Raw genomic sequence first — 19,661 nt, 5'->3', positions numbered from 1 at the left:
TTCCAGCATTTTAGAGAGAAGTTGCGATGAGTAATAAAATCATAAACCTAGGTTCAATCGAGATTGCCAACGATAAACCTTTCGTGTTGTTTGGTGGCATGAACGTGCTTGAGTCTCGCGATCTCGCTATGTCGATTGCTGAAACCTACGCCGAAGTGACTCAAAAGCTGGGGATCCCTTATATATTTAAGGCGTCTTTTGATAAGGCGAATCGTTCTTCGATCAACTCTTACCGCGGTCCAGGTATGGAGGAAGGCTTAAAGATTTTTGAAGAGATTAAAAAGACCTTTAATTTACCTTTGATCACCGATGTGCATGAAGTGCATCAGTGTGTGCCAGTGGCAGAAGTAGTTGATATTATTCAGTTACCTGCATTTCTAGCTCGCCAGACAGATTTGGTTGTCGCGATGGCAAAAACTGGCGCTATTATCAATGTGAAAAAGCCACAGTTTTTAGCACCACATGAAATGCGCCATATCATCACTAAGTTTAACGAAGCGGGTAATGACGAGATCATCTTGTGTGAACGTGGTTCAAGCTTTGGATATAACAACTTAGTCGTTGATATGTTGGGCATGGATGAGATGAAGCAATCTGGCTACCCAGTGATTTTTGATGCGACTCATGCGCTGCAGCGCCCTGGTGGTCGTGCAGATTCAGCGGGTGGACGTCGTGCACAGGCGACCGAGTTAGCGCGCAGTGGTATGGCGCTGGGTTTAGCGGGTCTATTCATTGAGGCGCACCCCGATCCTGATAACGCTAAGTGTGATGGCCCATGTGCGCTGCCTTTACATCAGTTAGAAAATTATCTGAAGCAAATGAAAGCGATCGACGATTTGGTGAAATCCTTCGAGCCAATCGATACCAGTAAGTAATCGCAAGCTAAGACTTAATGAATTAGTGACTTAATCCCAAAGCCTCGACTCGTTCGGGGCTTTTGTTTTTCAGTCGAGGAATGTGATTGGTATAGCACCGTAGCTATCTGAAACATTAATGTTTTATGATGGGCTTTGCCTAACAATCTTGTTTTTATAGCCGACCAGATTCTTTACGGAATACCTTTATGTGGATCTTACTCACTTTGCTGGCGGCATTTATGCAGGCTTGGCGTAATGCGTTTCAAAGCCAGCTGAGTAAAGAAGTGAGTGTTGCGGGCGTGACCTTAGCGCGTTTTATTTGGGCTGGGCCGATTGCCGCCGTGTATCTGGCGAGCTTATATCTTTGGCAGGATGTCGGAATCCCCGATTTTAGCGACCGTTTTATCGGTTTTATTCTCGGAGCATCGGCGATGCAAATCCTCGCGACGGGCTTGATGGTGAAATTGTTCAAGCAACAGAACTTTGCCGTTGGTGCTGGGCTAGCCAAGAGTGAAGCCGTGGTCGCTGCGATCTTAGGCACAGTGTTTTTTGGGACGCATTTATCCCTTTTAGGTTGGTCGGGAGTGTTGTTGGGTGGTGTGGCAATTTTTCTCATGAGTGCCAAGCAAGGCCTGCGAAGCTTGTCGCTCAATACGGTATTGATTGGTTTGGCTTGCGGTACTTCGTTTGCGCTGACATCGCTTTGGGTACGAGAAGCGAGTTTATGTTTGAATGTGGGTTTCCCCCATAGCGCAGCTTGGGTGTTGCTATTTGTGATAGGCCTACAAACTTTGCTGTTAGTCAGTTATTTGTTGCTTAAGGATAAATTTACGCTGATAGCATTATGGCAACGACCTAAGTTGACTTTACTGACAAGCATCGCCAGTTGTTTAGGTTCTATCGGTTGGTTTAGTGCTATGTCGTTGCAGGCTGTGCCCTATGTTAAAACTTTAGGTCAAGTTGAAGTTTTCTTTATGATCTTGATTGCCACCTTTTGGCTGAAGGAAAAAGTAAAGATAAAAGATATGCTAGGGTTAGTCTTAATCGCTATCGCCGCCATTTTGGTGATGTGGGAATAGACTAAATTAATAGAAGGTATGCTGGTTTTTTAGACTAAAATAGAACTCGATTCAGTGTGTTTATATCAAGCAAACATTCGCTGAGATACAAATATACACACGTCTTGCTCCATAGATTTTGATACCATTTTTAACCGAGCGCTGTGCGAGTTAAGGATATATGCGAAAAAAGTTAGCAAAATTAAATCTGTCATTATGGCAATGGCTGGCAGTCATATTGTTTCCAATTGGAATTGCTGCTGTCGCAAGTTATCTCTCTGCACAGTATTTTGTTGAAGATAAAGTCAAAGGTGTGGGGGCTATTTATGTGAGTCATATTGATACTTTGGTGTCCCATGCTAATGAAATCAGCCATTATGCATTGGCATTGAAGGATTCTGAGTGTCAAGAGTTATACAACTATATGTTGTTCCAACCCTACTTTCGCTCGGCTTTAATATATGATTCACAACATGTTTATTGCTCTTCTAAAACCGGTGATATTGATACTCCCCTGAGCATTGTTAGTGCTACCGAAAATCTTGAAATATCTAACCAGTTTATTATTACGGGCACGCCTTTTATGCCTGAGGTGCCCGCGATAGTGTCATCTAAATGGGACCCTAAATCTAAACACGGCGCTGCTGTCATTATAGAAGGACAATATTTATTAGATTCCTTTGTACAGCCCGATGTGTTTCCTAGCGCAGTTATCAATGTCGCTTTATCCATCAATGGTAAAACGATTCCTGAATCACTCGAGTTTATCAAAAATGAGGTAATGACTTTAGATTCTGAGGATCATCGTTTTTCGGTGTTACTAGAAATGTCACCTGCTTTTTTTAGGCATTTTTTTTGGATATTTTTTGCCATCTCATTACCCTTTAGCATTATTTTGATTACGGGTTCTATCTTGTTTGTGCTCTATTCACGGTTATCTCGTCACTCCCTTGCTGATGATATTCGTAGCGGGATAGAGAACGAAGAGTTCTTTTTGGTTTATCAACCTGTGATCTGTGCTGAGGACGGCAAGGCCAAAGGAGTCGAGGCATTAGTGCGTTGGCAGCACCCACAAATGGGCTTAGTACGGCCTGATTTGTTTATTCCTATCGCCGAAGAGAGCAAGCTGATTGTTCCATTGACCAATTATATCTTCGAAAAGGCATTAAAAGATTTTGCTAATATGAAGGTTGAATCGGGCTTTAGAGTCGCGTTCAACGTGGCGCCAGAGCATTTCACCCAAGATGATATCGAGTCGAAATTTATTCATCTGCGGGATTCTTTGGATCGTATTGGCGTTAAGCCTTTAATCGAAATCACCGAACGGCAATTATTAACGCCGGATATTTGCCTGCGCATTGAAAGCTTACGCCAGTTGGGGATTTTAGTGGCTATCGATGACTTTGGTACTGGGCAAACAACCTTATCTTTGTTACAAACCATGCCATTAGATTACTTGAAAATCGATAAATGCTTCATCGATACCATAGGGCAGGACTCCGTGACTTCCCACGTGCTCGATACCATTATTGAGCTCTCCCATAAGATGAATTATGTGGTGGTGGCTGAAGGGGTTGAAACCCAGGAGCAGGCGGACTATTTGACCAGTCGCCAAGTCCATTTTTTACAAGGTTATCTCTTTGCTAAGCCGATGAAGTTGGCGGATTTAAAGTTATGGTTAGTCGAACATTTCAAAAAGTAGCATCATGATGTAAGTCAGCCATAAGGGCGTCTTGGTACCCTTATGGCTATTCAACTGTCTTAACTAAAGGTTCTGGCTCGAGGTTCTGATTAAAGGCTATAACCCGTTTCTTCGTGTTCCGATAAATCTAAGCCGTTAACTTCTTGTTCTGTGCTGACGCGAAGGCCGCCAAGTAGCTTACGGATGATCACAAACAGCAACCAAGTGACCACTGCAGTATAAGTGAATGTCGCCACAACCCCGATAATCTGTACCCCAAGTTGGTCTATCATAGTGTCGTTCACTGCCGCAAAACCGTAGCCGCTAAAGACGCCTAATTGGGTCGAGCTAAATACTCCTGCCAAAAGGGTACCGAGAATACCGCCGACACCGTGCACGGGGAAAACGTCTAAGGAGTCATCGATTTTAAGTTTCTGTTTGATATAAACCGTTGAGTAAAAACACACGATTCCACCGAGTAAACCTATGACTAAGCCGCCTGCTGGGCCAACATAACCAGAGGCGGGAGTGATAGTGCCTAAGCCCGCTACCATGCCTGTGACTATGCCAAGGGCGCTGGGTTTACCAAACTTAATCCACTCAATTGCCGCCCATGTCATCGCGCCCATAGAAGCGGCGAGATGAGTGGCTAGAATCGCCATGGCTGCGGTGCCATTAGCGCCGAGCGCACTGCCACCGTTAAAACCGAACCAACCCACCCACAGCATGCCCGCGCCTGTGACTGTCATCGTCAGGTTGTGCGGCATAATCGCCGAGTTTAAAAATCCTTTGCGTGGACCTAGCACTTTAGCGGCCACGAGCGCAGCAACCCCTGCGGTGATATGCACCACGGTTCCGCCCGCGAAATCATACAGTCCTAGCTGTGCTAACCAGCCACCGCCCCAAACCCAGTGGGTGATCGGCGCATAAACCAGTAATAACCAAGCACCTGAAAAGATAAGCACAGCTGAAAACTTCATTCGCTCGGCAAAACCACCGATGATTAAGGCTGGCGTTATGATGGCAAAGGTCATTTGAAATAGCATAAACAGCGGCTCGGGAATATCCCCGCTAAGACTATCGCGACCAATACCTGACAGTAGTGCTTTGTCTAAGCCACCGATGAAACTGTTACCTGTGTCGAATGCGAGTGAATAACCTAGCCCGAACCATAAAACTGACACTAGGGCGGCAATAGAGAAGCATTGCATCAATATTGAAAGCACGTTTTTACTGCGAACTAAACCGCCGTAAAACAAGGCTAATCCTGGCAGGGTCATCAACAACACTAATGCGGATGAGCTTAAGATCCACGCTGTATTTGCAGCGCTAAATTGACCATCATCGGCGACGGCATTCGTCGCCAATACACTGAATAATATCAATAGGTATTTAATACTGAGTCTGAAGCTCACTAGCATCATAGGGCATCAACTCCTTCTTCCGAAGTGCGAATGCGCACCACTTGTTCTAACGAAGTCACAAAGATTTTGCCATCACCCACTTTGCCCGTATGGGCTGCAGCAATAATGGCATCAATAACGGCATCTTCTTGATCGGAATGAATGGCAACTTCGAGTTTAATCTTAGGTAAAAAGTCCACTGCATATTCAGCACCACGATACAATTCCGTATGGCCCTTTTGGCGGCCAAAACCGCGTACTTCAGTGACTGTCATGCCATGGACGCTGAGCTGAGTTAAGGCTTCACGTACATCGTCTAATTTGAACGGTTTAATGATAGCAGTGACCAGTTTCAATTTTCTCTCCAACAAGCTGTAGACTCAATTTATTGGAATAAAGCAGGAATTAGGCCATATAGATAAAGCATTTATTATCATTGCGTTAACATTAAAATGCACCGAAATAGCTTAAAATTTTGATGCAAAACGGTGCAAAGCAAAGTTAATCCGCCCTGATTTGGTGCGTATCATTGGTGCAAGTTAAATTTGCTTGACTAGCATGAGTGCGGGAAAAGCCGAGTGAGTATGGCACTAGGGGAATTCGCGTTTTAATGCGGTAAATAAAAAGTGGGGATTTAGCAAAAAATTAAAAATTATATAAATTAAACATAATGTTATATTTAGTTTTATTATGTAATTTTTCTTGCTTAAGCTTCTAGCTGTTTGACGCGCGCCCAGAGGTCAGCATTAACTGGCGCACTTAAACCGTGCGCTCGTGCACGCTCACAGATATAACCATTAATTTGGTCTATTTCAGTTCGTCTTTGGTGTGCAATATCTTGGTGCATCGATGAGAAATTCCCCGCAGTGAGGCGGATCACCTGATAGACCCTGTCGTGTAACAATTGTTTATCGAGAGGCACGCCCTCGAGTGTGGCAACCGTGACTAACTCGTCGAGAATGCCTTTAATCATGTCACTAAAATCTGGCTCGGCGAGTGTGCCATTAGGACATTGATATAGTGCTGTAAGCGGATTAATCGCGGCATTAACGGCGAGTTTCTGCCATAGACAAGGCACAATGGCATCCACCCATTCACTGTTGGGGATAGCCGCCAGTAAAGCATTGCGATAATGCTCAGTGAGCTCTGTACCTGCAAAATGCCCAAATTGAGTTAGCCCTTGTCCAGTTTGCCTAATTTGCCAACTGGCTTGACGTAACACCCCTTGGGAAGTTGTCCCTAGGCTTAGCCCTCTGTCATCAGCTTGCGCATCAATTAGCGGCGCTAGGGCTAAATGAGGTCCCATTCCATTGTGTAACAACAAAATGTGGCATTGTCTGGGCAGTTGGTTAAGTAAGGGCAAAAGTGCATCGAGCACTTGATAGGCTTTGACGCAGACAATCACGAGGCGGATATTAACGAGCGCATTGGCCGCTAAGATAGGCACAGAATACTGGAGTGCTTGTGTTTTATGTTGATTATCATTGGCCAGCGCTAATGGAGTGACGCTAAGTGTCTGCTGTATAGATGCAATTGAATCGCGGCCGATAAGACCAACACTCATGCCCGCTGTAGTCAGTTGGTGGCAAATAAGCTGCCCAACGGCACCAGCACCTAAAATCGCAATATCCACCACGCGATTTATGTTCACAGCATGAGTCATATCTGTAGCCTTAAGGTATCGGTCATCAGTACCAGTTTGAAGCGCCTGAGTTAATCTTCTCGCAATTGCGCTGCGCGGAAGTATTTGCCATAGGCCCAATTGCAAAAGTAAAACAGTGCAATACCCGAAAAGTCGGCAATAACATCACCCACAGAAGCGCTACGGTAGGGCAAACGTGATTGCACCAACTCAATTAAAATGGCGTAGCTTGCCAGTGTGAGAGATAACCAATACCACTTAGGTTTGAAAGCAAGATAGGTGAGATAGGAGAGGCAAAAAAAGCTCCCAAGATGGCCTACCTTGTCGATATTCGGAATACTTTGCGAATAGGTTGGTCTGGAAAATACCAGATAACTGATCACGACAAAGGCTACGGCTAAAGCCAGCTTAAATAGGGTATTTTTAGTTATCACAAATATGTTTGTATTAGCTTAGAGTGGGGCAATGATAGGAAAATGTGTGGCTAAAGTCACCCATGATTACGCTTTTATTCTAGGCTTTACCTTCAACTTAGGCTTGTGTGTGGGTAAACTAGCTGCATATTAATTTGATATGGGACATAAAAACTATGCCTTCAATGGATATTGTGTCAGAAGTGAATGAAGTTGAACTGCGTAATGCGGTTGATAATACTAAGCGTGAGCTGGCGACACGTTTCGATTTTCGCGGTAAAACGGCTGACGTGGAATATAAGGATCATGTGGTCACGTTAACCGCTGAAGATGACTTCCAATGCCAACAATTAGTGGACATTTTACGTATGCAACTGAGCAAACGTAATGTGGATCCGTCTTCGATGGAAGTCGATGAGAAAGCCATCCACAGCGGTAAAACCTTCTCCCTAAAAGTGAAGTTTAAAGAAGGTATAGAAACCTTAATTGCTAAAAAACTGGTCAAGCTAATTAAAGACAGCAAACTTAAAGTACAAGCGTCTATTCAGGGCGAGAAAGTACGAGTTACAGGTAAAAAACGTGACGATTTACAAGCTGTCATGGCGTTGGCACGTGAGTCTGAGTTAGGCCAGCCTTTCCAATTTGATAACTTTAAAGATTAATCGAGCAGAATTGGTTTAACGTGATGCAGTATCGCGTTTGCCATTTCGTCTTTAAATATAAAAAAGCCCTCACACTAAGGTGTGAGGGCTTTTTTATATTGATGACATAAGTGCTATGAGACCTTAATCCGAGTTTGTTGGTGCACTTTTTGACGAATCATCCATTAATGATGTGCTTGGATGCGGGGCATACTTGTTGACTAAGACAACCAAAAACAACACTGGAAAGCCAATAACACTGGCAGCGACAAAGAAGTTCACATAGCCAAATGCGTCGACATAAGCGCCCGAGAAGCCCGCGATAAATTTAGGGAAAAGCAACATAATCGAAGACAGTAAGGCATATTGCGTTGCACTGTAGCCGTTGCTAGTGAGACTCGAGAGATAGGCAATAAATGCCGCCGTGGCTATCCCAGCGCTGAAGTTATCCACGGAAATAGCAAAGGTTAAAAAGGGCACGTTGTAGCCAATCACTGCCTGCCACGCGAATAGCAGATTGGTTACGGCAACCAGTAAGGCACCGAGGAAAAGGATTTTCATAGTTCCGAAGCGAGCTAACAGAACGCCGCCAAAGGCTGCGCCGACTAAGGTCATGATCAGGCCATAGATTTTACTTAAATAGGCAATTTCTTCCTTAGTGAATCCCATGTCCACATAAAAGACGTTCGCCATAATCCCCATCACAATATCCGAGATCCGGTAGCAAGAAATCAGTAATAAGATGAGGATAGCGCTGCGGCCATAGCGTTTGAAAAAGTCGATAAAGGGTAAAATACTGGCCGTATATACCCAAGATATGCCCGCTGCGATAATTCTAGGATAACGTGCACTTAAGCGTTGTTTTAGCGCTAATTCAGTGGCATCGGCGGCGCGGGTATCGACTTCGGGTTCGCGGCTAAAAAGCGTGGTCAAAATCCCAACAGACATCAATCCTGCCATAATCAGGTAAGAAGTTTGCCATGCCACTAAGTTGTATGCCGTGTTACCGGGTTCAACCCAAGCCGCTATGGTGAGTGCGCCTGCGGTGGCGATAATCATGGCGCTGCGATAGCCCACTTGATAGGCCGCTGCTAGTGCGGCTTGCATCTTTTCTGGGGCTGATTCAATCCGAAAGGCATCAATAACAATATCTTGGGTGGCTGAGGCAAAGGCGACCATTAATGCGAACAGTGCCAAGCGCTCGAGATCTTTGAGAGGGTCACTAAAAGACATGCCTAAGATGGCACCAACCAATAACAACTGAGCGAACAGCATCCAGCTACGGCGGCGGCCTAGAAATCGAGTTAGCAGCGGCAATGAAAGCCGATCGACTAAGGGTGACCAAGCCCATTTAAACGCATAGGCTAAGGCTATCCAGCTGAAATAACCGATTGAAGTGCGATCAACACCAGCTTCACGCAACCAAAAGGATAACGTTGAAAATACCAGCATTAATGGTAGACCAGCAGAAAAACCCAGTAATAACAGGATCAAAACCCGCTTGTGATAATAGACACTGAGGGCATCGAGTGTACGTTGAATAAAACCTGTTGCGGACATAGGCATGAGTCTAAGTGTTTAATCCGCTTAGCTTACGGGTAAGGTGCCATAGGGTTCAAGGGCTAATGGTATTCCTTTTACTTTGGAGTCCCGTTTAGCACTATAAGATGGTTGAATATGGCTCGAGAGTTAACTGCTTGTAGCTAAAAGTTTACCGCTTATCTTTATCGCTAGCATAGATCTTGATAGTAAGGAGAGCGTAATAATGTACACACGAGGAATTGGTTTACGAAATAAAAAAGGCCCTATTACAGGGCCATTTTTTATCGATAGGAATGCTGAACTTAAGGTCTTATCCCGATGCATCCCTGCGGCACTCGGCCTCCTAAACTCAGGTAGTCACAGCAATCATTTACTTGCTTACGCAGATATTGATTACCGCGGATCACACAGTCAGGCCACCTGTTAAAGCTGTGGAGCAAGTGCCAAAACACTTTTTCAGTTTCAGTTTGCGCTTCGCCAGTCGAATTCAGTTGCTGCCATTCTTCTAACGTGTCCCATAAGTAAAGTTGCACTTCATGGAAGTCGAGTTCTTCACTCAAAAACGCTTTTCCATAGAAGGCGAGTTGGTGCGCTTTATTATCGATGAACTCAGTTGCCGTCATCGTTTGCCTCCTTTCTGTTTACTATCACAGTATAGATGCAAAATTAGCGCTTTTGCTCGAAATTATATTTTGATTACTGTTTTGGTAATAATTTGGCTTTTTTCAATATGATAGGGGTAACAGGAACATCGGGCCAATTGAGCTTAGTGTTAGTTCCTGTCTCAACGACAGCCATAGCTTCGAGGACGGTTTTACCTTCAATCACTTCACCAAATACGGCATAACCCCAACGACGTTTAGAGGGATCGAGTTTAGTGTTGTCGGCTACGTTAAAGTAGAACTGACGAGTGGCTGAGTGCGGCTCGTTTTCACGTGCCATGGCGATAGTGCCCATGCTATTTGTTAGGCCATTTCCTGATTCGTTGACTATCGGCTTACCCTCGGGGAGCTCTTCATACTTGGGGGTGAGTCCGCCGCCTTGCACCACAAAGTCACTGATCACGCGGTGAAATATTGTGTTGTCGTATTCGCCTTTAACGACATGAGTTAAAAAGTTATCGACAGTGATTGGTGCACGAGTTCTATCTAGCTCGACCACGATTTTGCCTAAGCTAGTATCAAATTCGACTCTGGGATACAAGGTATCGGCCTGAATGTCGAGTGCGAGGCTATGATGACTCATAAAGATGAGTAAGAGGGCTGATATCCAACGGAGCATATTGATTTCCTTATAATAAACTGACGCTGTTATTTTTGTAGAAACTGATTAAGCTCAGGATCGTTTAGAATCTCGCCGGTAAGTTGGCCGAGCAATTTGTTCATATCCAGTTCTAAGGTTGCAAAATCGGGCGTTAAAGGACCTTTTAAAGTGCCTTTGGCTTTATAGCGTTTAACCAGCTCTTGGGTGGAGTTTTTGGCTTGAACTGCGATTAACACACTGTGTTTTGCCTCATAGCCAAAGGTCTTTTTAGTGATATCCATTTGCAATTCTTCTAATTGAATTTGCACTGAATTAGTTGCGCTTGGGTCGATTTGGTAGCCCGCTTGAGCAAAACCTGCGCGGAATACTTCATCGAGTAACAGTTTAGGCGGTTCGCTCGGGCCAACTAAACGTGTTTTTGTCCCTTCTTCAATAAAACGAGCAACATAATCGACTGTGCGTGTATCTACCGTTTCAAGAGCGATAGGTACAAGTTGCGCCGTTTGTTGGCTGATATTGGGCACTTGAGGGCTGAAAGCCATATGAGTCGGATTTTGGCTGGCACAGCCCGCGAACAGCAGGGGGAAAGTCAAGGTCAGTAATAGCCGTTTCATGGGATCTCTCGTACAAGTAAAAGTGGCTACAGCATACCAGAAATCACTTTTGATGCCACAGAACACCGTGATTCAGTTGAGGTACAGCTTTTATTGCTAATATCTTGTGCTCATTATTCACATCCGTGTTTTCTGTGCATTCACATCATTTATTCGCATAGTTACAAGGCATGGAAGGCAGGTTAAATATGGAAAAAATATCATTCACTTCGTTATTTGTTGGCCTGATGCTGGCGTCAGGCATGATGAGCTCCAATGCGCTCGCGGGCGATTCTGCCCATATACTGGGTGGTAGTTTAGGTTACGGTACCCAAGAGTTTGAAACTAAGAACGGTAAATATGATGCGGGTGACACCTTAACCAGCGACTTATATTACCGCTATATGCTCAACGAGCATTTTGGGTTTGAGGCGGGTTATTTAGCGGGTTCAGGTGGAGTGGCGAGTGCGCTTGTTAGCGTCATCAGTGAGATAAAAGATTTACGTTACCAAGGTGTTAGAACCGCCGCTTACGGTGAGTATGCTTTGTCTCGTGGTAACAGCCTGTATGCCAAATTAGGCGCTGCTTATACTCAAGTCAGCTATGAGATAGATAAACAGGATATGGACTCGGATGATGTCGGTTTTTATGGCGCCGCAGGCTGGCAATATCGATTTAAGTCAGGATTTGGTTTGAATTTGGAATACCAATATATCCCGATGAAAGAGCTTGAATTACAGGGGATCAACTTTGGTATTAGTTACCGATTCTAATCTCTCCTTATCCAACGATTAAAGCGCCTTTAGGCGCTTTAATCGTTTTACAAACAAGGAATTTAAAACATTAAACCGAATATTGACTGGCAACAAAATAACAACATTTTGTCCTTGCACTCTTTTAATGCAATGGGGGACAGGTTAGAGTAAAAATTCGATGTTTAGAATGAGAGAGCATAGATGCTCCCGCGTCTTTTTTGTAAGGCTTAGCCATGTTAACGATAGCAACGCAAATCGCCCCAGATAGCCTGATCAATCCGAAGGGGCTACCCCATTTCGGCCATTTCGATGGCATAGTCAAAACCTTAGGTTTAGCGGACTTTGCATATTTCGATACTATGGATAAACCCGCTTCAGCGTGGGCCAAGCATTTCGATTATAAACAATTTCAGTTTGTCTCTTTGGTCACGCCGCGTTATGTCCTAGGCATCGCGCTTGCCGATATTGCCTACGTCGGCAGTGCTTTTTGTTATTTATACGATATAAAAACCAACACACTCACCCAGCTTGATTGGTTAAAACCTTTGAGGTTTGGCTATCAGATGACGCCATCGCCTGCCGAGGGCCGAAGTAGTATTGGCCGTAAAGGGGCGCAGTTAAGCTTTGAGATTGTAGAGGGCGGTTGGCGGTTAATCATTGATACTAAAAATATTCAAGCCGATGTTACTTTGCACTCAGCTCCCTTAAGTTTGCCTATGGCCATGTGTAGTCCTACTGGATACAACGGCTGGACTTACACACAGAAACATAATGGTTTGACGGTTAAAGGTAGTTTGACTGTAGCTCATGAGCCGCAGCCGCTGAATCACGCTTTAGCTGGTTATGATTTTTCGGCGGGTTACATGCGCCGCGATACCAGTTGGCGCTGGGCGTCGATCAACGCGCGGATCCATGAGGGCATTATGGGGCTTAATTTAGCCGCGGGCGTCAATGAAACCGGCGCTACTGAAAATGTCTTTTGGATTAATGGCGAGCGTCATTTACTCGTACCAGTGCAATTTGAGTTTGATCGCCATGCCACGCTCGGCGCCGAGGTTTGGCGAGTCTACAGTCAAAATGGCCAAGTGGATTTACAGTTCGCGGCGCGCAATTGTCGCAGTGAAAAGCGTAATTTGCTCTTGCTTAAGAGTAATTTTCGTCAATTCATCGGTCATTTCTGCGGCACGATTACCGATAATCAAGGGCGCAGTTATCAGTTGAATAATGTGCTGGGACTTGCCGAAGATCACTATGCCCGCTGGTAACCGTATGCGGGTCGTAAAATGCGACTAATCGACCACTGTTGTCTGTGTTGTGGCGTTTAATGCGGATTATAAAATTCGCTCAGAATCGATATAAAAAACACTAAAAATAATCATAAAACAACAAGAGAACAGGACGACCTTATATGGATATCGCCTCGCTGATCCAGCACCCCGAAGTGTTACTGCTCGTGCTCGCGCCGTTGTTTTTCGTGTGTATTTTACTGGAATGGTATTTTGGCGATAAAAAACAAAAGCTACCCTTGAGTGCACGTTATCGCGGCCAAGAAGTGCTGTGTAATTTCAGCCTCGCGGCCATGCATCAAGGTGCTGATTTACTCACTGGTTTGTTGATCGCTAAGCTGTATTTGGCGATTTTTGGTTGGAAGTTACTCGATATTGAAATGGGCCCATTGAGCTTTATTGCTTTGATGGTCGCGCAGGACTTTTGTTATTACTGGTTCCACAGGGCGAGCCACAGAGTCCGCTGGATGTGGGCGGCTCACGTGGTGCACCATAGCTCTGAGAATATGAATTTTAGCACTGCGTTTCGTCAGAGTTTAATGTATCCCTTTGCAGGCATGTGGGTATTTTGGTTACCGCTGGTGGTCATAGGTTTCGATCCAAACTGGGTGGTGTTTGTGGTATTACTCAATCTGGGATTGCAATTTTTTGTGCATACCCAAGCGATTAAATCACTCGGACCGCTGGAATGGGTCTTCAATACTCCATCACATCACAGGGTGCATCACGGTCGTAATCCCCAATATATAGATAAAAACTATGCGGGTGTGCTGATTATTTGGGACAAGCTGTTTGGCACTTTTGAGCCCGAGGTAGATACTGTGATTTACGGCATAACTAAGCCAGTGAATAGTTTTAATCCCTTTAAAGTGACTTTTAGTGAATGGCGAGACATGTTTGCAGAGGTCACAGCGACAGGGTTGAGTGTTAAACAACGACTGCGTATCTTGTTTGCTCCACCTTCCAGCAGTTTAAAAAGCGAGGAATAACAATCCACTGCATTTTCCAAGTTAAATAGCGCAAATGGCTAATAGAGTCTTGAATTTAGCCTTGCTAGCCTATATTCCGTTTTTTGCCACTGTTTTGGTGTAAAAATGTACAATCCCATACTTTGGTGGTACTTTTTGGGGTAAGGAATTTAACTCGGGAGGACTTATCATGATGGATGAACCTCGATTATCCGCGGAGGAGCTTGCTTGTTTTAGCGAACTTTTTTCGCCGACTCGTGTGGGCACTGCCTTGACTAACGATCCCCTGATCAATCATGTGCTCACAGTCACAACTGAAGTGCCGCAAGTTATCGCCTCGATTCTCGGTAAGGCAAAACTCACTCTATTGGCCGAAGTCGGGCCTATAAACTCTGGTTTCCGCTACTGATGAAAGTGGATGACTTTGGTCAGTTTCAACCCACTTTAGGTGTACCTGAAGTGCTAGATGCCTCGGGAGTGGAGCGCAGTTGGCGGTTAACTCAAGCCGATGATGTGTGGATATTCGACCACGATCAAGGTGAGCAATGGTCTGTTGCCTCGCTATCTAGTTCTGGCATGGCCATTCGTGCTAAATCACAGCAGCAATTTAAACAATTGTTAGGCAGTAAAGATCTGCAATTACAATTGCCCAATGGCGAGACTATGCGCGTCGATATCGAGCCTATTCGTAGCGAGAAAGGTCTGGCTTTCGTTAAGTTTCAGGCCGAAACCGAAGAGCGTGAAGCGTTACGTCAATTCTTATTTAGTCGGCACCGTAGCCAGCACGCTCAGCTCTACCGTGACTTACGTTAGGACCTGCATTGCGACAGTTTTCGGCCTTGTGTTAGTTGACCTGTTATCTAAAAATCTCAGTTCTGCAGCTCAAATGTGAAATCTACGGATTTAAAAACTGTCATTTGCGATTGCAGTGCTTTTCACCGATTGTTACCTGCCAATCTGTCGCCCGATGGATTAGAATGGCGGTGAATTCAACACATCAGAGCGAGCGGTATGCACGTACATATTTTAGGGATTTGTGGAACCTTCATGGGTGGTCTAGCGTTATTGGCTAGGGCCAAAGGGCACAGAGTGACGGGCTCGGATGCCAATGTCTATCCTCCAATGAGCACGCAACTAGAGGACCAAGGCATTGAGCTTATTCAAGGTTTTGATCCTAGCCAGCTGGGTGAAGCAGGGCACTATCCTGACTTAGTTGTCATTGGTAATGCCATGAGCCGGGGTAATCCTTGTGTGGAAGCCGTGTTGAACATTGGCATCCCTTATATTTCTGGCCCGCAGTTTTTAGCCGATCATATTTTGCCTGAGCGTTGGGTGCTGGCAGTGTCTGGCACTCACGGTAAAACCTCGACATCTAGCATGTTAGCCTGGATTTTAGATGATTGTGGTTATGAGCCTGGGTTCTTAATCGGTGGCGTACCGCAAAACTTTGGTGTGTCGGCACGTTTAGGCAAGACCGCTTTCTTTGTCGTTGAGGCCGACGAATACGACAGTGCCTTCTTCGATAAACGTTCGAAATTCGTGCATTATCATCCGCGTACCTTAGTGATCAACAATCTTGAGTTCGATCATGCCGATATTTTTGCCGATCTGGCTGCGATTCAAAAGCAGTTCAACCACTTAGTTCGCACCGTTCCTGGTGAAGGCAAGATCATTTGGCCCGCCGATTCCCATGCCGTTAAGCAAACGATTGATATGGGTTGTTGGAGTGAGCAAGAAACCTATCATTTAACCGAATCGACCAGCGGTTGGTATGGCAAAGCGTTAAGTGATGATTGCCATCGCTTTGAAGTATTTTTTGATGGCGAGTCTCAAGGTATTCTCGAATGGGATTTGATTGGTCAGCACAATATTGAAAACGCCATGATGGCCATTGCTGCCGCGCGTCACGTTGGCGTTAAGCCGAGTGCTGCAATTGAAGCTTTAGCTAAGTTTATGCCACCTAAGCGTCGACTCGAATTACTCGGAACCGTTAACGGTGTGAGCGTATATGACGATTTTGCCCACCATCCGACGGCCATTGCGACCACGTTAAAAGGCATGCGGGCTAAGGTTGGGCAGCGCAAGATTACTGTGGTACTCGAGCCGCGCTCAAATACCATGAAGAGCGGTGTCCATAAAGACACCTTAGCTTTTTCTATGATGCAAGCCGACGAAGCCTTTTTATATCAAGCCGATACCATCGACTGGAATATGAAAGAAGCTATGGAAGCGGCGGTGATCCCTGTGACTGTGTTACATCAAATTGATGATGTGGTCGCGAAAGTCGCAGCAACCGCCAAAGCAGGCGACACCATAGTGGTGATGAGTAACGGTGGTTTTGGTGGGTTACATAAGAAGCTGCTGGCCGCATTAGAACAGGCTTCAACTGTAGAGCAGGTTAGCTAAGATGGCCTACGCAAAGTCGACTAAGGCGATTAGCTTAGCTTGGACGGGCGCCTCGGGTGCTCCCTATGGGCTTAAGTTACTCGAGTGTCTGTTGGTATCGGGATATCAAGTGTTTATGATGATCTCCAGTGCCGCTCGAGTGGTATTGGCGACGGAACACGGCTTACAGTTAAGCGCCAACAGTGACAAAGCCCATGCCCAGCTGTTGGCTTTGCTGCACGAAAAAGGCGTGATTATTGCTGGCGAGTTAGTGGTATTAGGCAAAGATGAGTGGTTTTCACCGCCTGCATCGGGTAGCGCTGCACCTAAACAAATGGTGATTTGTCCTTGCTCAACGGGGACGTTAGCGGCAGTTGCTACCGGAATGAGTAATAATTTACTCGAACGCGCCGCCGATGTGGTGATTAAAGAGCGCGGCCAACTTATCCTAGTACTGAGGGAAACTCCTTTTAGTGCCATACACTTAGAGCATATGTTAAGCCTTTCTCGCCTCGGCGCGACCATTATGCCCGCTGCACCCGGCTTTTATCACAATCCCAAATCGGTAGAAGATCTGGTAGACTTCATGGTCGCTCGAATTCTCGATCATTTGGGCGTTGACCATGCATTAACGAGTCGCTGGGGTTATGACAAACAGTCTAACCGCGACCTCGACAATTGAGACTTATATGAAACACACCACCGAAGTGATGATCTCTGCTGAAGAGATAAGCCAGAAATTGGATCAAATGGCCGAGCTAATCAATGCCCATTATGCCCACAGTGAACGTCTGCTGATGGTAGGCTTGTTAAAAGGCTCTGTGGTCTTTATGGCTGACCTGTGTCGCCGCATTAAAGGCCATGTTGAAATCGATTTTATGTCGGTTTCCAGTTATGGCAATACTATGACCAGCTCACGGGATGTGAAAGTGCTGAAAGATGTGCAATCAGATATCGCCGGTCGCGATGTGCTGATTGTGGAAGACTTGATTGACTCAGGTAATACGTTAAGCAAAGTGCGCGAGATGTTGTTACTGCGGGAGCCTAAGAGCCTTGCACTGTGCACCCTGCTGGATAAACCTGAACGTCGTGAAGTGGATGTGAAGGTCGATTTTATCGGTTTTACTATCCCTGATGAGTTTATCGTAGGTTATGGTATTGATTATGCCGAGCAGTATCGCAATCTACCTTATATCGCCAAAGTCGTACCACTCGATTAAGTGTCCGATACAGTTTAAAACTCCCGCAGCAGGCGGGAGTTTTGCTTTTTGCGGCAATATAAAAAGTATTAATGATTGAATCATTAAAGATTGTCTTTTCAATCAATTAGCTATTTTTTTGCTTTAGTTCTGCAACCCATCATTGTAATTGTGTTTTTTAGCACCATCTTATTACTTTCTAATGTGTAAGGATCGGTACAAATATGGCGAATATTACCCATGCTCTGGTACTCGAAGGGCTTAAAAAAACCTATAAAGGCGGCGTCGAAGCGGTCAAAGGCATCAGCCTCACCGTCAATCAAGGGGATTTCTTTGCCTTGCTAGGCCCCAATGGTGCGGGTAAATCCACCACGATTGGTATTATTAGCTCCTTAGTGCAGAAGAGTTCAGGTACGGTCAAAGTCTTTGATTATGATATTGATAAGCAGCTAGAACACGCCAAGCTCTGCATTGGTTTAGTGCCACAAGAGTTTAACTTCAACCAGTTTGAAACCGTGCTGCAAATTGTGGTGAATCAAGCGGGTTACTATGGTGTGCCAAAACCTATCGCCCTTGAGCGTGCCAAAAAATACTTAAGTCAACTGGATCTGTGGGAAAAGCGCAATAGCCCTTCGCGGGAATTATCCGGCGGCATGAAGCGACGGTTAATGATTGCACGCGCTCTGATGCACGAACCTAAATTATTGATTTTAGATGAACCTACCGCAGGTGTGGATATTGAACTGCGCCGCTCTATGTGGGAGTTTCTCAAACAAATTAACCAGCAGGGCGTGACGATCATCCTGACCACTCATTACCTTGAAGAAGCGGAAATGCTTTGCCGTAATATCGGCATTATCGATAAAGGTATTTTAGTGGAATGCACTAGTATGAAGGCGTTGCTGAGTAAGCTGAATATGGAGACGTTTATTCTCGATCTTCGTCGCGATACAGAAACGGCCCCCGTGCTCGATGGCATGGCTTGTCGCTTAACCGACTCTCATACCTTAGAGGTGGATGTAGCGAAAGAGCATAATCTTAACGATGTCTTTAGCCAATTAAGCGCAGCCAATATTGAAGTGCTATCGATGCGTAACAAGTCTAATCGGTTAGAAGAACTCTTCGTCGAACTCGTGAAGAAAACTCAGGGAGCCTCAGTATGAATCAGCTCTACTTTATTGCCTTTAAAAGTATTTTAAGTAAAGAGATCAATCGTTTTACGCGAATTTGGATCCAGACCTTAGTCCCTCCAGCGATTACCATGACCTTGTATTTTTTGATTTTTGGTAACTTAGTCGGCAGCCGAATTGGAGAGATGGGCGGCGTATCTTATATGGAGTTTATCGCCCCAGGTTTGATCATGATGTCGGTGATCACTAACTCTTACTCGAATGTTGCTAGCTCATTCTACAGTGCTAAGTTTCAGCGTAATTTAGAAGAGCTGATGGTGGCTCCTGTGCCCCATTATGTGTTGATTGCTGGCTATGTTGGTGGCGGCGTGGCGCGCGGTTTGTGTGTCGGCCTAATAGTGACGCTTGTGGCCATGTTCTTCGTCGACATTAGCTTGCATCATGCCGGTTTAGTGGTAATGACAGTGTTTTTAACCTCAGTGTTATTTTCACTGGGTGGATTAATCAACGCTGTTTTTGCAAAGAGTTTTGATGATATCAGTATCATCCCTACCTTTGTGCTCACCCCATTAACCTACCTTGGCGGCGTATTTTACTCCCTGTCACTCTTGCCCCCTTTCTGGCAAGGTGTGTCGGCACTCAATCCTGTGGTCTATATGATCAACGTGTTCCGCTATGGCTTTTTAGGCTTCGCCGACATCAGCGTGCCATTGTCCATCGCCATTATGATCGGTTTCTGTGTCACACTTTGGACCTTAGCGTATTACTTAGTCTCGCGCGGAATCGGCCTGCGTTCCTAGACATATTTCTTTAGAGCTTAATAGAAAAAGGGAGCCATTAAGGCT

The 19,661-nt window shown here is 45.2% G+C and carries 20 protein-coding genes and 1 pseudogene; 13 read left to right on the top strand and 8 right to left on the bottom strand.

Translation table 11 applies throughout. The features are described from left to right. Positions 1-26: 26 nt before the first annotated feature. From kdsA to L5M10_RS02870, 3 genes are all read left to right on the top strand, one after another. Positions 27-875 carry a 3-deoxy-8-phosphooctulonate synthase gene (gene kdsA / locus L5M10_RS02880; protein WP_113939761.1) on the top strand — a complete coding sequence of 283 codons (849 nt, stop codon included), beginning with the start codon at positions 27-29 and terminating at the stop codon, positions 873-875. Between the two features lie 188 nt (positions 876-1,063). Beyond that, positions 1,064-1,936 carry a DMT family transporter gene (locus tag L5M10_RS02875; protein WP_263139577.1) on the top strand — a complete coding sequence of 291 codons (873 nt, stop codon included), beginning with the start codon at positions 1,064-1,066 and terminating at the stop codon, positions 1,934-1,936. Between the two features lie 160 nt (positions 1,937-2,096). Continuing rightward, positions 2,097-3,617: an EAL domain-containing protein gene (locus L5M10_RS02870; RefSeq protein ID WP_263254816.1), complete on the top strand. Its 1,521-nt coding sequence runs from the start codon at positions 2,097-2,099 to the stop codon at positions 3,615-3,617. 89 nt (positions 3,618-3,706) lie between these two features. On the opposite strand, the gene L5M10_RS02865 is transcribed toward L5M10_RS02870, so the two are convergent. The 4 genes from L5M10_RS02865 to L5M10_RS02850 all read right to left on the bottom strand — a co-directional run bounded on the left by L5M10_RS02865 (position 3,707) and on the right by L5M10_RS02850 (position 7,075). Further along, entirely contained in the window at positions 3,707-5,020 is a 1,314-nt protein-coding gene (locus L5M10_RS02865; RefSeq protein ID WP_263254815.1) for an ammonium transporter, read from the bottom strand. Beyond that, the gene (locus L5M10_RS02860; RefSeq protein ID WP_105250140.1) at positions 5,017-5,355 is read right to left on the bottom strand and encodes a P-II family nitrogen regulator; all 339 of its coding nucleotides are present in this window, start codon (positions 5,353-5,355) and stop codon (positions 5,017-5,019) included. Before L5M10_RS02860 ends, L5M10_RS02865 begins: the two co-directional genes overlap by 4 nt. 350 nt (positions 5,356-5,705) lie before the next feature. Beyond that, complete coding sequence (locus tag L5M10_RS02855; protein ID WP_263254814.1) at positions 5,706-6,662, bottom strand: ketopantoate reductase family protein; 957 nt, start codon at positions 6,660-6,662, stop codon at positions 5,706-5,708. A 50-nt stretch (positions 6,663-6,712) separates the two neighbouring features. Continuing rightward, complete coding sequence (locus tag L5M10_RS02850) at positions 6,713-7,075, bottom strand: VanZ family protein (RefSeq protein ID WP_105250138.1); 363 nt, start codon at positions 7,073-7,075, stop codon at positions 6,713-6,715. 155 nt (positions 7,076-7,230) lie between these two features. On the opposite strand from L5M10_RS02850, the gene L5M10_RS02845 reads away from it, so the two are divergent. Next, positions 7,231-7,716 (top strand): YajQ family cyclic di-GMP-binding protein, encoded by a 486-nt coding sequence (locus L5M10_RS02845; protein ID WP_006080274.1) that lies wholly within the window; start codon positions 7,231-7,233, stop codon positions 7,714-7,716. 123 nt (positions 7,717-7,839) lie between these two features. On the opposite strand, the gene L5M10_RS02840 is transcribed toward L5M10_RS02845, so the two are convergent. From L5M10_RS02840 to L5M10_RS02825, 4 genes are all read right to left on the bottom strand, one after another. Next, a complete protein-coding gene (locus tag L5M10_RS02840; RefSeq protein WP_131523725.1) occupies positions 7,840-9,255 on the bottom strand; it encodes an AmpG family muropeptide MFS transporter in 1,416 nt (471 codons plus the stop codon). Between the two features lie 284 nt (positions 9,256-9,539). Continuing rightward, the gene (locus L5M10_RS02835; protein ID WP_263254813.1) at positions 9,540-9,860 is read right to left on the bottom strand and encodes a hypothetical protein; all 321 of its coding nucleotides are present in this window, start codon (positions 9,858-9,860) and stop codon (positions 9,540-9,542) included. A 73-nt stretch (positions 9,861-9,933) separates the two neighbouring features. After that, on the bottom strand, positions 9,934-10,518 hold the full coding sequence (locus tag L5M10_RS02830; RefSeq protein WP_028761870.1) for a peptidylprolyl isomerase: 585 nt from the start codon (positions 10,516-10,518) through the stop codon (positions 9,934-9,936). A 29-nt stretch (positions 10,519-10,547) separates the two neighbouring features. Continuing rightward, the gene (locus L5M10_RS02825; protein ID WP_105250136.1) at positions 10,548-11,114 is read right to left on the bottom strand and encodes a YajG family lipoprotein; all 567 of its coding nucleotides are present in this window, start codon (positions 11,112-11,114) and stop codon (positions 10,548-10,550) included. Positions 11,115-11,341: 227 nt separating this feature from the next. Between L5M10_RS02825 and L5M10_RS02820 the strand changes: the two genes are divergently transcribed. From L5M10_RS02820 to L5M10_RS02775, 9 genes and pseudogenes are all read left to right on the top strand, one after another. Beyond that, positions 11,342-11,866 carry a porin family protein gene (locus L5M10_RS02820; RefSeq protein ID WP_372833719.1) on the top strand — a complete coding sequence of 175 codons (525 nt, stop codon included), beginning with the start codon at positions 11,342-11,344 and terminating at the stop codon, positions 11,864-11,866. Positions 11,867-12,081: 215 nt separating this feature from the next. Further along, positions 12,082-13,113, top strand: coding sequence for a DUF2804 domain-containing protein (locus tag L5M10_RS02815; protein WP_263254812.1), 1,032 nt, complete (start codon positions 12,082-12,084; stop codon positions 13,111-13,113). A 143-nt stretch (positions 13,114-13,256) separates the two neighbouring features. After that, the gene (locus L5M10_RS02810; protein WP_263254811.1) at positions 13,257-14,123 is read left to right on the top strand and encodes a sterol desaturase family protein; all 867 of its coding nucleotides are present in this window, start codon (positions 13,257-13,259) and stop codon (positions 14,121-14,123) included. A 169-nt stretch (positions 14,124-14,292) separates the two neighbouring features. Further along, positions 14,293-14,915, top strand: a pseudogene (locus tag L5M10_RS02800) (hypothetical protein). Positions 14,916-15,113: 198 nt separating this feature from the next. Continuing rightward, complete coding sequence (gene mpl, locus L5M10_RS02795) at positions 15,114-16,508, top strand: UDP-N-acetylmuramate:L-alanyl-gamma-D-glutamyl-meso-diaminopimelate ligase (RefSeq protein WP_263254808.1); 1,395 nt, start codon at positions 15,114-15,116, stop codon at positions 16,506-16,508. A 1-nt stretch (position 16,509) separates the two neighbouring features. Next, positions 16,510-17,169 carry a flavin prenyltransferase UbiX gene (locus L5M10_RS02790; RefSeq protein ID WP_263163829.1) on the top strand — a complete coding sequence of 220 codons (660 nt, stop codon included), beginning with the start codon at positions 16,510-16,512 and terminating at the stop codon, positions 17,167-17,169. A 7-nt stretch (positions 17,170-17,176) separates the two neighbouring features. After that, positions 17,177-17,707 (top strand): hypoxanthine phosphoribosyltransferase, encoded by a 531-nt coding sequence (hpt, locus tag L5M10_RS02785; protein WP_028761726.1) that lies wholly within the window; start codon positions 17,177-17,179, stop codon positions 17,705-17,707. 203 nt (positions 17,708-17,910) lie between these two features. After that, complete coding sequence (locus L5M10_RS02780; RefSeq protein WP_263163828.1) at positions 17,911-18,849, top strand: ABC transporter ATP-binding protein; 939 nt, start codon at positions 17,911-17,913, stop codon at positions 18,847-18,849. Further along, positions 18,846-19,616 (top strand): ABC transporter permease, encoded by a 771-nt coding sequence (locus L5M10_RS02775; RefSeq protein WP_263254807.1) that lies wholly within the window; start codon positions 18,846-18,848, stop codon positions 19,614-19,616. Before L5M10_RS02780 ends, L5M10_RS02775 begins: the two co-directional genes overlap by 4 nt. The last annotated feature ends 45 nt before the right edge of the window (positions 19,617-19,661 follow it).

This window comes from Shewanella sp. SM32 (assembly GCF_025654235.1).
Classification (GTDB): Bacteria; Pseudomonadota; Gammaproteobacteria; order Enterobacterales; family Shewanellaceae; genus Shewanella; species Shewanella oncorhynchi.
The sequence above is the reverse complement of the archived record's forward strand: the minus strand, read 5'-3'. Positions and strand labels throughout refer to the sequence as shown.

Excerpts from the sequence above, each read along its gene's own strand:
- L5M10_RS02815 (WP_263254812.1), top strand. The coding sequence starts at position 12,082 with ATGTTAACGATAGCAACGCAAATCGCCCCAGATAGCCTGATCAATCCG.
- L5M10_RS02855 (WP_263254814.1), bottom strand. The coding sequence starts at position 6,662 with ATGACTCATGCTGTGAACATAAATCGCGTGGTGGATATTGCGATTTTA.
- L5M10_RS02775 (WP_263254807.1), top strand. The coding sequence starts at position 18,846 with ATGAATCAGCTCTACTTTATTGCCTTTAAAAGTATTTTAAGTAAAGAG.
- L5M10_RS02820 (WP_372833719.1), top strand. The coding sequence starts at position 11,342 with ATGCTGGCGTCAGGCATGATGAGCTCCAATGCGCTCGCGGGCGATTCT.
- hpt (WP_028761726.1), top strand. The coding sequence starts at position 17,177 with ATGAAACACACCACCGAAGTGATGATCTCTGCTGAAGAGATAAGCCAG.
- L5M10_RS02865 (WP_263254815.1), bottom strand. The coding sequence starts at position 5,020 with ATGATGCTAGTGAGCTTCAGACTCAGTATTAAATACCTATTGATATTA.
- L5M10_RS02825 (WP_105250136.1), bottom strand. The coding sequence starts at position 11,114 with ATGAAACGGCTATTACTGACCTTGACTTTCCCCCTGCTGTTCGCGGGC.
- L5M10_RS02875 (WP_263139577.1), top strand. The coding sequence starts at position 1,064 with ATGTGGATCTTACTCACTTTGCTGGCGGCATTTATGCAGGCTTGGCGT.
- L5M10_RS02780 (WP_263163828.1), top strand. The coding sequence starts at position 17,911 with ATGGCGAATATTACCCATGCTCTGGTACTCGAAGGGCTTAAAAAAACC.
- mpl (WP_263254808.1), top strand. The coding sequence starts at position 15,114 with ATGCACGTACATATTTTAGGGATTTGTGGAACCTTCATGGGTGGTCTA.
- L5M10_RS02790 (WP_263163829.1), top strand. The coding sequence starts at position 16,510 with ATGGCCTACGCAAAGTCGACTAAGGCGATTAGCTTAGCTTGGACGGGC.
- L5M10_RS02810 (WP_263254811.1), top strand. The coding sequence starts at position 13,257 with ATGGATATCGCCTCGCTGATCCAGCACCCCGAAGTGTTACTGCTCGTG.
- kdsA (WP_113939761.1), top strand. The coding sequence starts at position 27 with ATGAGTAATAAAATCATAAACCTAGGTTCAATCGAGATTGCCAACGAT.
- L5M10_RS02830 (WP_028761870.1), bottom strand. The coding sequence starts at position 10,518 with ATGCTCCGTTGGATATCAGCCCTCTTACTCATCTTTATGAGTCATCAT.
- L5M10_RS02870 (WP_263254816.1), top strand. The coding sequence starts at position 2,097 with ATGCGAAAAAAGTTAGCAAAATTAAATCTGTCATTATGGCAATGGCTG.
- L5M10_RS02845 (WP_006080274.1), top strand. The coding sequence starts at position 7,231 with ATGCCTTCAATGGATATTGTGTCAGAAGTGAATGAAGTTGAACTGCGT.
- L5M10_RS02835 (WP_263254813.1), bottom strand. The coding sequence starts at position 9,860 with ATGACGGCAACTGAGTTCATCGATAATAAAGCGCACCAACTCGCCTTC.
- L5M10_RS02840 (WP_131523725.1), bottom strand. The coding sequence starts at position 9,255 with ATGTCCGCAACAGGTTTTATTCAACGTACACTCGATGCCCTCAGTGTC.